Raw genomic sequence first — 12359 nt, forward strand, 5'->3', positions numbered from 1 at the left:
TAGGAGTTTCAACATGGCTGACTTGGTTGGTGTAGGTCTGGGCTTAAGACGTGAGTTTATTGATGCATTTTTAAATGCTGAAACCCACCCAGATTTTATTGAAGTTGCTCCTGAAAACTGGATGGGCTTTGGTGGTCGGCATGCCAAACTTCTAGCGCAATGTATGGAGAAAGCACCCTTAATTTGTCATGGGTTGTCTTTATCTATTGGTGGTCCACATCCACTCAATCTTGAATTTATCCAGCAGGTTAAGAATTTTCTACAACGCTATCAGGTGCCGATTTACTCAGAACATTTAAGTTACACCCATGATGGCGGCTATTTATATGATCTATTACCGATTCCCATGACCGAAGCTGCTGCGAATTATGTGGCAGAACGTATTTTACGGGTGCAGGACATATTAGGGCAGAAATTGGTGATTGAAAATGTCTCTACTTATTTGATGCCGAATGCAGAAATGCGTGAAGCAGAATTTGTGCGTGAAGTGCTGCTCAAAGCAGACTGTGAGTTGCTACTAGATGTGAATAATGTCTATGTGAACAGTGTGAATCATGGCAGTGATGCCTATGCTTTTATTGAAGCGATGCCCAAAGATCGGATTCGTTACTTCCATGTTGCAGGTCATGAACAAGTTGAAAAAAATCTATTGATTGATACACATGGCGTAGCAATCAGTGATCCTGTTTGGCAGCTATTGCAATATAGCTATCAAGTTTGTGGGGCTAAGCCGACGTTACTGGAACGTGACTTTAATATTCCATCTTGGCAACAGCTACAAAATGAATTGACCACTATCAAAAAAATGCAGCAGGAGAGTCGTGATGAAGGCAAAACCAATATCTTTTCACACAACACAGCGGCAGTTTTGTGATTGGATTCGTGATCCAGAGTTAGAGCTACTTCATAATTTTACTGCGCATCGGATGCAGGTCTATCGTGATCTACTGTTCAATAATATCTGCTCATTTATAAATTTAGTTTTTCCAGTTGCACGAGCCATGCTGTCTGAACAGCAGTGGCAGAGCTTATTGGCAGAATTTTTTCAAAAATCACAGTGTCAGTCACCGTTATACAATGATATTTCTTTGCAATTTCGGGAATATCTCAGCGAACAACAACATCCGATATTACAACAATACCCTTGGTTGGAAGAGTTGTTACAGTATGAATGGCTAGAGCTGTATTTAGATACGGTAGAAATCGAAAGGCCTATTCTGGCAGAAGACCAAGATTGGCAATTGGCTACCCAAGTTTGGATATTGGCCTATCAATATCCTGTTTATCGCTGGACGGTGACAATGAAGCTTGAGCAGGTGGAACAAGCGCCAAGTGCGATTATGGTATGGCGAGATGATCAGGATCTGGTTTGTATTGAGCCTTTGTCACCTTTATTCGCTGTGATGATCGAGCAGATACAGCAAAATGGCTGTATTGAGCAAGACCTATATCAACTCATCAAAGCAGTACTTCCCGAATTTGTTGAAAAGGAAATTCAACAACAAATCTACGCGTTAAAAGCCTTATTAACTCGGTTAAGATTAATTCATATTCCGCATAATAATGACGAGATACAGGGATGAATTCAGCTTCAGCAACAAATCACGATGATCTATTCCATCAGTTGCACAATCCTGCTTTTTTGCAAGATTTAAGACAACAGATGCTGAAATTTGCAATTTTGCAGCTGTCTTCAATACAGCAAGCTGAAGATGTGGTTCAGGAAGCACTGACCAGCGCGTTTCAACATCTGGACTCATTTACAGGACGGGCTGCGTTTAAAACATGGGTTTTTGCGATTTTAAAAAATAAGATTATTGATTTAATTCGACAGAAATCTCGTTTGGTCACAATGAGTGAATTGTTTAAGGATGAAGAAAGTGAGCTGAGTATAGATGCACTATTTGATGCCTCAGGACATTGGTATAAATATGAAGCACCACAAGCATGGCAAAGCCCTGAAGAAATGATGGAGCAACACGATTTCTGGATCATTTTTGATGCCTGTCTCAATCATTTACCTGCCAAATATGCACAGGTATTTATGTTGCGTGAGGTGATCGAGCTGAGTTCCAATGAAATTTGTGAGAAGCTGGAATTGACGGTTTCACACTTTAATGTATTGATGTATCGCAGTCGAACCAGACTACGTGAATGTTTAGAAAACAAATGGTTATTGCAGGAGGATTGCTCATGTTGACATGCCGCCAAGCGACGCAATTATTATCCGAAAAGCAGGACAGATCTCTTTTTTTGCGAGAGCAGAGCAATTTGCAGTTGCACTTATTGGCTTGTCGTTCTTGCCGCCGTTATGGAAAACAGATCAAGAGCTTAAGCCAACTTGCAAAAGCGTTTAGACATGTTGATCAAGAATAGATTTTCACATCGTATTGTTGGAAAAATAAAAGGAAATCATTAGATTTCCTTTTTTAGTATCAGTATAAAAGCCTTATAGCTTGGCTTGACGTTGTGCAATGTATTTCTCGTTCAAGAAGCCACCAAACGGAATAAAGGCAAGTACGAATAATCGAAGTAACTCTACGCCCGACCAAAGCGAAGCAGTACGTACCAAGTTCCAAAGGTAGAATAAAAATGCCAGACCATGAATAGGTCCCATAATCTTTGTCGCAATCGGTAAATCAAATGCGTACTTGAGTGGAATCGCTACAAGGAATAAAAGCAATAAAGTGACGGCTTCGAGTACAGAAGCAAATCGCATCTGTTGCAACTTTTTGGTCATTGCGCTCATAAAATAGCTCCAGGAGATTGATAAAAGAATAAAAATTAACGAAGCATATCATCTTTAGGCGCTATCGCATTGATATTGTTGGTAACGATTCTTATTTAATCATGGTGGTGAAAAAAGGGGAATCGTATGGCAGCGAGTAAAAGAATTCCAAACTATTTCAGGACTTAACTAGGTTTTTATTCATTTATCTGGTTATTTCTATTACAAAGCAGAAGTGAATGTAGAGTTTATGCAACTTGTTGCATAAAAGTTTTTATCCCGATATGATTGTGTGAATTTAAAAAGTGAAATGCTTCTTATTTCTAAAAGTGGCTTTATCTATTTGAAATAATAAGTGTCTAAAGGATAAAAGTAATGTCAAAAATTCCAGAATTAATGAAAAACCTGAGACTCCCTGTAATTGGTTCACCGTTATTTATTATTAGCACACCGAAGCTGGTGCTGGCGCAATGTAAAGCAGGTGTGATTGGTTCGATGCCAGCATTGAATGCAAGACCTGCCGAAAAGCTGGAAGAGTGGCTCAAAGAAATTACCGAAGGAATCGCTGAACATAATGCCTTGCATCCAGATCGACCTGCGGCGCCTTTTGCAATCAACCAGATCGTGCATAAAAGTAATAATCGTCTTGAACATGACATGGAACTGATTGTCAAATACCAAGTGCCGATTGTGATTACATCTTTAGGTGCACGAACAGAAATCAATGATGCGACACACAGTTATGGTGGTGTGGTCTTGCATGATGTCATCAATAATACCTTTGCTAAGAAAGCCATTGAAAAAGGTGCGGATGGTTTGATTGCAGTTGCTGCAGGCGCGGGTGGTCATGCCGGTGTCAAGAGTCCATTTCCGTTAATTCAGGAAATCCGCGAATGGTTTGATGGACCATTAGCTTTGTCAGGTGCGATTTCAACAGGTGATGCCATTCTTGCTGCGCAAGCGATGGGAGCCGACTTTGGCTATATTGGTTCAGCATTTATTGCTACACATGAAGCCAATGCTGAGGACGCATATAAGCAGGCGATTGTCGATCATAATTCAGATGAAATTGTATATTCCAACCTATTTACAGGTGTACATGGCAACTATCTCGCACCAAGTATTCGTGCAGCGGGGCTTGACCCAGCCAATCTACCTGAAGGTAATCTGAAAGATATGGATTTCAGTACACCAAATGAAGACGGTACACAACATAAAGTCAAACCATGGCGTGATATTTGGGGATGTGGTCAAGGTTTAAATGCAATCAAAGCCACCACTTCAGTCGAAGAACTGGTGAGCCGACTTGAAAGAGAGTATCTCGCAGCAAGAAAACGTCTCATGCTCTAAGTTTGAAGATCAGGCCTTAATTTCTAAGGCCTGATATGTTTTATTACGCTGAATTTTTAGCAATGAGTGCCAACTTACCGATATGCTCACCTTGTTGTAACAGGGTATGCGCTTGCTGTGCATCTTCAAGATCAAAAGCACGATACAATAATGGCTTCATTTGTCCTTGAGCAATTAAAGGCCAAACTTTGTCTTGTAGTGCAGCCATGACTTGGGCTTTTGCTTCCGCCGATTGAGAGCGTAAGGTTGCACCTGTATGCGTCAGTCGTTTTGCCAACATTGGAAAAATATTCAGATTCTGAGCCAGTCCTTTCAGTACACCAATTTGTAAAATGGTGCCATTCATGGCCGCAACCTCATAGTTCTTTTGAATATAATCGCCTGCAATAATATCCAGTACAAAGTCGACACCTTTACCATCAGTATGCTTTTTAACTTCTTCAACAAAATCTTGCTGTTTGTAGTTAATGGCAACATCCGCTCCAAGTTCAATACTGGCGTGTTGATGTGCCGCACTTGAGACTGTGGTAAAGATTTGAGTCGCACCAAACGCACGGGTCAACATGGTTGCTGTAGTACCAATACCAGAAGTACCGCCATGAATCAGGATTGAACTGTTAGGTCTGAATTTAGCATGCTGGAATAAATGCGACCAAACGGTCATAAAGGTTTCCAGCAAAATACCACCCTCAACTAGGGTCAAACCTTCTGGAATAAACAGGACATTGTCTTGATGTGCAACCACATATTCCGCATAGCCACCGCCTTGAACTAGAGCACAGACTTCATCACCGACTTTAAATTTAGTAACGGACTTTCCGATTTGTTTCACTGTACCAGAGACTTCTAATCCCGGAATATCGGTTACACCCGGTGGTGGAGCATATAGACCTTGTCGTTGCATCACATCAGGGCCATTAATGCCAGCAGCAACCACTTCAATTAAGATACCATCATCAGTTAATTCAGGTATTGGTCGATCACTTATTGTGATCACTTCAGGGCCGCCAGCACCATTAAAAGTAACACATTTCATCGATTTAGTTCCCGAATATTCATCAAGTCGATACTTGATGAATATGATTGATTTTTAAAAATTAAGTATTTAGAAAAATGCAATTTAAAAAACTTTAAACCTGCTCAAAGCTAAGTCCTGCATGTTCTGTTAAACGTTGAATAAATCGATCATCAAACATGGTGGCAGGGGTCCAAAAGCCACCTTGAGGAGTCGATTTTTCGCCATCTTTGGCATGGTCAATGGCAAGACTCAGTGCTGCTTGCCCCAACATCTTGCCAGTGGAGCCATAACCAGGATCACGATCGCCAGTTACTTTAACTTTTAGGCTTTGTCCTGCATCGGTTTTGCCCACAAAACGTAAGTCAAATCGGCCTGCCAATTGTTGCTCTGGCGTAGGACCTTCTCCCGGCTTTGGTAATAGATAACGTTCCATCACTTGGCTAATCGGTTTACTGACCGCAGCGAGCATAAATGCCCCCAGACCAGAGACGACAGCTAAGGCTTTTAAACGTCCTTTGAACCCTTCACCTGTCAGAATCGCTTCGTTGTAGCGAAAGTTATTGCCATAGGCATTACCCGATAAAGCATTAGAACGCTGTACCACACGTTCATTTACAGCAGCCATGACAAAAGGCGCAATCCATGCATTAAAATCAGGATCGAATTTGGCGCTTTTGATATAAATCTGTCTTTGGGTATTGCCATGACCTGCGGGGCAGAGAATATATGGATTAAGCAGATCTTTACGCAATGCAGGATCAGCCGCAGCTTCTTGAATCACATTGATCAAACTCGCGACTGTACCACCCGATGCACCACCTTTTAAGGTTTTAACCCGCATGGAAACTTGAGTGGCAGGCGCATTAAACTGCTGTTGTGCTTGTTGCTGCAGGTAATAAACACCCATATCGGATGGAACTGAATCAAATCCACAGCAATGCACAATACGCGCACCTGATTGCTGTGCTTGCGCTTCATACTTCGTGATCATGTGTTTAATCCACTGAGTCTCTCCAGTCAGATCACAATAATCTGTTCCGTTATTCACACAGGCTTGAATTAATGGTTCACCATACAAAGCATAGGGACCAACTGTCGAAACAACAACACGTGTTTGTGCACAGAGCGCATCGAGTTCGGTTTGATTATTGGCATCGGCAACCAAGATTGGGACAGCTTGTCCAATAGGACCAAGCCCATCTTTAACTTGTTGTAATTTTTGCTGTGAACGTCCAGCAATTGCCCAACGCAGTTGTTCTTTTTGAGTAGAAAAGTATTCAGCCAGATATTGGGTCAGAATCTGCCCAACAAAGCTGGTTGCACCGAAGACCACAAGGTCATAATTTAATTTTGTCATTTCAGTTTTTTCCTTAACTGTTTATAGATTGAATTTTAAAGTGCTTTGGGTAAATGTAGCACTACTTGCGCGTCTTGAATCACATCTAAACGAAGAATCTTGGATGCCCCGAGTTCATCTAATAATTGGCTTAAAGGACCACCGTGACGAACTAATTTGGCTTTACTAGGTAAAAGCTTTTGTCCAAAAGATAAGAGATTAGATTGCACTAAGGTTTGCTGCCATTTGCCATCAACCAGATGTAGCATCGTTGCTTGACTCATATGTGATTCTGACTTTACTTGATTCAATTTGGGTGTCGGAGCAATAAGGCTTAAATCGATTTTGCCTTTCATATCAGTTAGGCTCGCATTGACTTCAGCGGAGCCGATAGCGACATTAATTTCAGTGAGCCACTTCGGAAGTTGGTAACCATAAACACCACGAACACGCGCAATTTCTGTATCCACAGGGAGTGCCAACACATGTGCGTAAAAATGACGTTGACGAATCGAGTTGATGAGCTCTAAAGCATCAGGACCATGTGCATTGGGCTTACGCACTACAATTGCAACAGAGACTTCATTATATGGATCGTTATCACAAACAGCGTAAGTGAAGAAGGTAAGCGCGACTAGCCCATAGCCAGGAAAGACCTGTAACGGTTCTAAAGAAGCGGGTAATTTTTTCTTGAGTTGTTTAAGTGGTGCTAACATCAACAGTTGCACATTGCCACTACGATAATAAAAATTGGGTGCCCAAACAGGACCAACTCTTGATTCAACCAATTTTTTTGGGATTTTACGGAAGAAATCAATATTGCCTACAGCGGGATCTTGCGCGACTTGATCTAAATCAGGATTCATCCTAAAACGATCGTAATAGCCATCTTTGGGAACATTGATCTTTTGTTGTCCAAATTCAACTTCAGTAAACTGCTTATTGCTTTGCATATTCGTAAACCTTTGATTGACCCAATCATTCAAAATGCTTGTTTGGGAAAAGAGCATTTCTCACGTTTAAGATCACTATAAGATTAAAGCCAACTTTAATGTCAAGCAGCAAAATTTCATATTTGAAAAGCACAGCGCTTATTCGTTTAAACAATGTAAAGAAAACAACAGCTGAAAATATATAAATCAGTGAAAAACTAAAATGATCTCAATGATTAAGCCTGTTGATCATGCGTTTATTTTTAAATTATTAAATTACATTTTTATTATCATAATAGGACTAAAAGCCTTGACCCTAAAGTGAACTTTAATCTTAGTATAGAATCACTATCCATCTGGATAGTACTTCAAAATATGTAATTGCAACCTAATTAATTAGAACATAGATCATGAATCGACAGTGTAAATCTTACACAGGAGAAACAAAGATGGCATTCGTTACGACAAAAGATGGTGTAGATATTTTTTATAAAGATTGGGGACCTCGAGATGCGCAGGTCTTATTTTTTCATCATGGTTGGCCGCTGAGTTCAGATGATTGGGATGCCCAATTATTATTCTTTTTAAATGAGGGTTTTCGTGTAGTCGCTCACGATCGTCGAGGGCATGGCCGCTCCAGCCAAGTCTGGGATGGGCATGACATGGATCATTATGCGGATGATGTTGCAGCTGTGGTACAACATCTTGGTATTAAGAATGCGATTCATATTGGTCATTCAACAGGTGGTGGCGAAGTGGCTCATTATATTGCACGTCATGGCGAAGCAAATGTTGCTAAGGCTGTGCTGGTGAGTGCGGTTCCGCCAATCATGGTCAAAACAGCCAATAACCCTGATGGTTTACCAAAAGAAGTTTTTGATGATTTGCAAAATCAGTTGTTTAAAAACCGTTCGCAATTCTACTACGATGTCCCAGCAGGTCCTTTCTATGGTTTTAATCGTCCTGATGCAAAACCATCAGAGCCGGTGATCTGGAATTGGTGGCGTCAAGGCATGATGGGTGGTGCAAAGGCTCATTATGATGGAATTGTGGCTTTTTCTCAGACAGATTTTACTGAAGACCTGAAAAAGATTTCAGTCCCTGTGCTTGTCATGCATGGTGACGATGATCAGGTTGTGCCTTATGAAAATTCAGGGGCGCTGTCGGCTAAACTGGTACAAAATGGAACTTTAAAAACCTATAAAGGTTTTTCTCATGGGATGCTGACTGTGAATGCTGATGTCATTAATCCAGACCTATTGGCATTTATTCGCTCATAAGCTGTATTAATTGCATTAAAAATACATTTAAAGAATAGAGGCAGTTTGCCTCTATTTTTTATTTTCAATTTTTCTAAGAATGTTACGAATGTAAACCTATGATCCTCTTTGCTTTTTAAAAAAATATATAAAGGCTGATAAAACCTATTGACATTAAAGTTTACTTTAATCTTAAAGTAAACACATACTGAAAGAGGTTCTAAAAATGAAAGTATTTGAAAAATTAGTTTTTCCGAATGGTTCACAGATCCCAAACCGTATTGCAAAAGCTGCAATGGAAGAAAACATGGCCGATTTAAACCATGCGCCATCTGAAGAACTGATTCGCTTATACCAAGCATGGGCAGATGGTGGTGTGGGTTTGATTATCACAGGCAATGTGATGGTGGATCGTCGTGCCATGACTGGACCAGGTGGTGTTGTACTGGAAGATGAAAAGTATTTGGATATTTTCAAACGCTGGGCACAAATTGCTCGTTCTAATGGCGCACAAGCGTGGTTGCAAATCAATCATCCTGGTCGTCAGATGCAATCTAATTTAGGTCAGGATACTTGGGCACCTTCAGCGGTCGCTTTAGATTTGGGAAAAATGTCAGATCGTTTTAATACACCGATTGAAATGAACCAAGACATGATTAATGAAGTGATCCAGCGTTTTGCCAATACTGCACGTCTAGGAGAAAAAGCAGGCTTTACGGGTGTTGAAATTCATGCGGCGCATGGGTATCTACTCAGTCAGTTCCTTTCGCCACTCAGTAATAAGCGACAAGATCAATGGGGTGGTTCTTTGGAAAATCGCGCACGTATTCTAATTGAGATTGTTAAAGCGGTGCGCGCAGTCGTCTCAGAGACATTTACAGTAGCGGTTAAACTGAATTCGGCTGACTTCCAACGTGGCGGTTTTAGTGCCGAAGATGCGCAACAAGTGGTCTTGATGCTCAATGAACTGCCTGTTGATTTGGTTGAGTTATCTGGCGGTAGCTATGAAGCACCGGCAATGCAAGGCCAGGCACGTGATGGTCGTACCTTGGCGCGAGAAGCTTATTTCTTAGAATTTGCTCAAGAGATTGGTAAAGTAGCCAAGATGCCTGTGATGGTGACGGGTGGAATTCGTCGTAAACAAGTGGCTGAACAGGTCATTGAAAGTGGTGTCGATATGGTGGGGATTGCCACAGCTTTGGCAATCGATCCAAATCTTCCAAATGAGTGGAAGCGAGGGCAAAATACAGCACCTGAGTTGAAAGTCATTACTTGGGAGAACAAAACACTTGCATCGCTTGCCAATATGGCCACAGTCAAGTTCCAGTTACGTAAACTCAGTCTTGGTAAAATGACCAATCCAAAGGTGTCTCCGCTTTGGGCATTGACCTTACAGCAAACAGCGATGGCATGTCGTACACGCCAATATAAAAAACGTATGCGTACATATTCATTTGCATCTTAAGAAGGGCTAAGCAGCTGCCAATACTCAGGTAATAGATTACTTGACCAACAGCCAATTACAGATTTTTCTGTAATTGGCTTTTTTATAGGTGCAAATCAATACAAGTCTTGGAAGGTTGAGATGATTTTAGGCAAGAAAAAACCGCTTTAATTAGAAAGCGGTTTTCTTTTATCAATTATTTATGGTTTTTTTTCTGATCCAGCGAAGGAAAGGGAACTGGCATATTGAGTGCCAATTGAGCATCTTTCACTACATCTAAGCGTAAGATCTTATTGGTACCTAGGTCATCCAGTAATTTACTCAGTGGACCGCTGCTGCGAACAAGTTGCACATTTTTAGGAAATAGCTTCTGTCCAAATGCAAGGGTATTCGATTCTACGGAAGTACTGTGCCATTTACCATCAACCAACTGATACATGGTTTTAGTTTCAATCCGTGATTGTGGCTTTACCGTTTTCATTTTAGGTAGAGGCGCAGTTAGGCTTAAATCAGGTTTGCCATCGGTATTAAAAATATGAGCCTGTAGGTCTTGGCTACCAATTTTCATATCAATCGGTGTTAACCATTTGGGTAATTGATAACCATAGACACCACGTACTCGGGCAATCTCGGTATCTACGGGTAATGCCAATACATACCCATAATATTTGTGGTTTCGCATAGAGCTAAGTAATTCAGTGCTATTAAAATAATGCGCGTTTGGTTGGCGTACCACGATGGCGACAGAAACTTCATCGTAGGGATCAACATCTCCCACTGCATAAGAAAAGAAAGTCAATGAAACTAGACCATAGCCTGGGAAGGGCTGTAAAGGTTCTAATGGAGCAGGGAGTTTGGCTTTTAATTTTGCAATAGGTGCTAGCATTAACACCTGAATATTGCTGGTCCGATAATAAAAATTAGGCGACCAGACTTTTCCCACACGGGTATCGACGAGCTTCTTAGGAATTGTACGGAAGTAATCAATATTGCCTGCTGCAGGGTCTTTGGCAACTTCGTCCAAATCAGGGTTCATGCGAAAGCGATCATAATAACCACCTTTAGGCACAGCGACTTTATATGGTCCAAATTCAACGATTGTGGTCTGTGTATTACTGGCATTCATTTGAGGTGCATCGGTTTCAGTAGCGTACGCTGTGGTCGCAAGGATCAAACTGATCGATATTGCAGAGACTGAACGACGTAAATGAAGTTTGTTGAACATGATTATGTTCCTCCTATAGATCTAACTGAAATGTTAAGATTAAAGTTAGCTTTAAGGTCAAGCATTTTTGAATGATAACTTTCATTTGATGAATAGACGGAACAGGTCATTTGCAAGAGAGCTAAGATAAAGATAAATAAACACTTAGCTATAAAAAAACCAGATCTTGAAAATCTGGTTTTTTATAGGGGAAAGCTTAATTTAATGTATTTAAGCGCTTAACGACTGCTTCTGCAATTTCTTTACTGGATTGCGGATTTTGCCCAGTGATAATCCGATCATCAGCAATCACATAAGAAGTAAATGGAAGGAAGGCTCGTTTATATATTGCTCCGCGTTGTACTAATCCATCTTGTAATGAGAACGGTACTTGAGACTTAATCCCCGACAAGGTTTCTTCAATATTGGCAAAGCCTGTAACGGTTCGACCTGCAATGAGTGCTTTGCCCGTTGGGGTTTGAAGCGGCAATAATCCACCTACACCGTGACATACTGCAGATACGACACCGCCTTGCTGATATATCTTTTCACTAATATTCTTTAAACCTTGGTTGTTGGGAAAATCCCACATGGTGCCATGCCCACCCGTGTAATAAATCGCTTTGTAGTGGGAGGGATCAATGGCATTGGGTGCGAGTGTATTATTAAGGCGCTGCATGAATTGAGGATCAGCCAAGTGTTTTTTTGCTGCTTGATCAATATAAATCGGCTTAAGACTACGTTCATCTAGCGGTACAGCACCACCTTGTGGACTGACAAAATCCATTTCATAGCCTGCTGCTTCTGCAATGTCATAAAAATGGGTGAGTTCAGTCAGCCACAATCCTGTCGTATCTGATCGTGTTGGATAAGCTGAGTGGTTGGTCATCACCACCAAAATTTTGCCTTTTGGCTTAGCTTGTAGGTGTTGTTGAGCAGCTTCGGTTGCATAGACCATATTGCTGATGAATATGAGCATAAAAATGCCAATCAACCACTTTGCAAAGTTCCAAACTTTAAACATGACAGGTTCCTCATATAGTACCTGAGATAAATGCTATGTTTAAAGTGAGGTTTAAGGTCAAGTC

General features: G+C 41.0%; 13 protein-coding genes. 7 read left to right on the forward strand and 6 right to left on the reverse strand.

Going from position 1 to position 12359, the window contains the following annotated elements:
• The first annotated feature begins 13 nt into the window (after positions 1–13).
• The 4 genes from F3J02_RS01760 to F3J02_RS01775 are packed head-to-tail and all read left to right on the forward strand — an operon-like array spanning position 14 to position 2376.
• On the forward strand, positions 14–874 hold the full coding sequence (locus F3J02_RS01760) for a DUF692 domain-containing protein (protein WP_167247092.1): 861 nt from the start codon (positions 14–16) through the stop codon (positions 872–874).
• Positions 825–1583, forward strand: coding sequence for a DNA-binding domain-containing protein (locus F3J02_RS01765; protein ID WP_167247093.1), 759 nt, complete (start codon positions 825–827; stop codon positions 1581–1583). The genes F3J02_RS01760 and F3J02_RS01765 overlap by 50 nt, the downstream gene beginning before the upstream one ends.
• A complete protein-coding gene (locus tag F3J02_RS01770; RefSeq protein WP_167247095.1) occupies positions 1580–2200 on the forward strand; it encodes an RNA polymerase factor sigma-70 in 621 nt (206 codons plus the stop codon). The genes F3J02_RS01765 and F3J02_RS01770 overlap by 4 nt, the downstream gene beginning before the upstream one ends.
• Positions 2194–2376 carry a zf-HC2 domain-containing protein gene (locus tag F3J02_RS01775; protein ID WP_216076260.1) on the forward strand — a complete coding sequence of 61 codons (183 nt, stop codon included), beginning with the start codon at positions 2194–2196 and terminating at the stop codon, positions 2374–2376. Before F3J02_RS01770 ends, F3J02_RS01775 begins: the two co-directional genes overlap by 7 nt.
• A gap of 73 nt (positions 2377–2449) precedes the next feature.
• Here the strand turns inward: F3J02_RS01775 and F3J02_RS01780 are convergent, their stop codons facing one another.
• Entirely contained in the window at positions 2450–2749 is a 300-nt protein-coding gene (locus tag F3J02_RS01780) for a DUF3817 domain-containing protein (protein WP_167247098.1), read from the reverse strand.
• A 354-nt stretch (positions 2750–3103) separates the two neighbouring features.
• On the opposite strand from F3J02_RS01780, the gene F3J02_RS01785 reads away from it, so the two are divergent.
• Complete coding sequence (locus F3J02_RS01785) at positions 3104–4078, forward strand: NAD(P)H-dependent flavin oxidoreductase (protein WP_167247100.1); 975 nt, start codon at positions 3104–3106, stop codon at positions 4076–4078.
• Positions 4079–4121: 43 nt separating this feature from the next.
• Here F3J02_RS01785 and F3J02_RS01790 read toward each other — a convergent pair whose 3' ends face one another.
• The 3 genes from F3J02_RS01790 to F3J02_RS01800 form a co-directional block, all read right to left on the reverse strand.
• On the reverse strand, positions 4122–5114 hold the full coding sequence (locus F3J02_RS01790) for an NAD(P)H-quinone oxidoreductase (protein WP_167247102.1): 993 nt from the start codon (positions 5112–5114) through the stop codon (positions 4122–4124).
• Positions 5115–5208: 94 nt separating this feature from the next.
• Positions 5209–6453, reverse strand: coding sequence for a saccharopine dehydrogenase family protein (locus F3J02_RS01795; RefSeq protein ID WP_167247104.1), 1245 nt, complete (start codon positions 6451–6453; stop codon positions 5209–5211).
• A gap of 35 nt (positions 6454–6488) precedes the next feature.
• Positions 6489–7385 carry an acetoacetate decarboxylase gene (locus F3J02_RS01800; RefSeq protein WP_167247106.1) on the reverse strand — a complete coding sequence of 299 codons (897 nt, stop codon included), beginning with the start codon at positions 7383–7385 and terminating at the stop codon, positions 6489–6491.
• A gap of 428 nt (positions 7386–7813) precedes the next feature.
• Here F3J02_RS01800 and F3J02_RS01805 point away from each other — a divergent pair, with 428 nt between their 5' ends.
• Together F3J02_RS01805 and F3J02_RS01810 are read left to right on the forward strand one after the other, a co-directional pair.
• The gene (locus F3J02_RS01805) at positions 7814–8644 is read left to right on the forward strand and encodes an alpha/beta fold hydrolase (protein WP_167247108.1); all 831 of its coding nucleotides are present in this window, start codon (positions 7814–7816) and stop codon (positions 8642–8644) included.
• A gap of 205 nt (positions 8645–8849) precedes the next feature.
• On the forward strand, positions 8850–10088 hold the full coding sequence (locus tag F3J02_RS01810; protein ID WP_167247110.1) for an NADH:flavin oxidoreductase/NADH oxidase family protein: 1239 nt from the start codon (positions 8850–8852) through the stop codon (positions 10086–10088).
• A 175-nt stretch (positions 10089–10263) separates the two neighbouring features.
• On the opposite strand, the gene F3J02_RS01815 is transcribed toward F3J02_RS01810, so the two are convergent.
• Together F3J02_RS01815 and F3J02_RS01820 are read right to left on the reverse strand one after the other, a co-directional pair.
• Positions 10264–11292, reverse strand: a complete 1029-nt coding sequence (locus F3J02_RS01815; RefSeq protein ID WP_167247112.1) for an acetoacetate decarboxylase family protein — start codon at positions 11290–11292, stop codon at positions 10264–10266.
• A 196-nt stretch (positions 11293–11488) separates the two neighbouring features.
• Positions 11489–12295: a type 1 glutamine amidotransferase domain-containing protein gene (locus tag F3J02_RS01820; protein WP_167247114.1), complete on the reverse strand. Its 807-nt coding sequence runs from the start codon at positions 12293–12295 to the stop codon at positions 11489–11491.
• Between the last annotated feature and the right edge of the window lie 64 nt (positions 12296–12359).

It is taken from the genome of Acinetobacter sp. Tr-809 (assembly GCF_011753255.1).
Classification (GTDB): Bacteria; Pseudomonadota; Gammaproteobacteria; order Pseudomonadales; family Moraxellaceae; genus Acinetobacter.

Excerpts from the sequence above, each read along its gene's own strand:
- F3J02_RS01800 (WP_167247106.1), bottom strand. The coding sequence starts at position 7,385 with ATGCAAAGCAATAAGCAGTTTACTGAAGTTGAATTTGGACAACAAAAG.
- F3J02_RS01760 (WP_167247092.1), top strand. The coding sequence starts at position 14 with ATGGCTGACTTGGTTGGTGTAGGTCTGGGCTTAAGACGTGAGTTTATT.
- F3J02_RS01775 (WP_216076260.1), top strand. The coding sequence starts at position 2,194 with ATGTTGACATGCCGCCAAGCGACGCAATTATTATCCGAAAAGCAGGAC.
- F3J02_RS01795 (WP_167247104.1), bottom strand. The coding sequence starts at position 6,453 with ATGACAAAATTAAATTATGACCTTGTGGTCTTCGGTGCAACCAGCTTT.
- F3J02_RS01780 (WP_167247098.1), bottom strand. The coding sequence starts at position 2,749 with ATGAGCGCAATGACCAAAAAGTTGCAACAGATGCGATTTGCTTCTGTA.
- F3J02_RS01765 (WP_167247093.1), top strand. The coding sequence starts at position 825 with ATGAAGGCAAAACCAATATCTTTTCACACAACACAGCGGCAGTTTTGT.
- F3J02_RS01770 (WP_167247095.1), top strand. The coding sequence starts at position 1,580 with ATGAATTCAGCTTCAGCAACAAATCACGATGATCTATTCCATCAGTTG.
- F3J02_RS01810 (WP_167247110.1), top strand. The coding sequence starts at position 8,850 with ATGAAAGTATTTGAAAAATTAGTTTTTCCGAATGGTTCACAGATCCCA.
- F3J02_RS01815 (WP_167247112.1), bottom strand. The coding sequence starts at position 11,292 with ATGTTCAACAAACTTCATTTACGTCGTTCAGTCTCTGCAATATCGATC.
- F3J02_RS01805 (WP_167247108.1), top strand. The coding sequence starts at position 7,814 with ATGGCATTCGTTACGACAAAAGATGGTGTAGATATTTTTTATAAAGAT.
- F3J02_RS01790 (WP_167247102.1), bottom strand. The coding sequence starts at position 5,114 with ATGAAATGTGTTACTTTTAATGGTGCTGGCGGCCCTGAAGTGATCACA.
- F3J02_RS01785 (WP_167247100.1), top strand. The coding sequence starts at position 3,104 with ATGTCAAAAATTCCAGAATTAATGAAAAACCTGAGACTCCCTGTAATT.
- F3J02_RS01820 (WP_167247114.1), bottom strand. The coding sequence starts at position 12,295 with ATGTTTAAAGTTTGGAACTTTGCAAAGTGGTTGATTGGCATTTTTATG.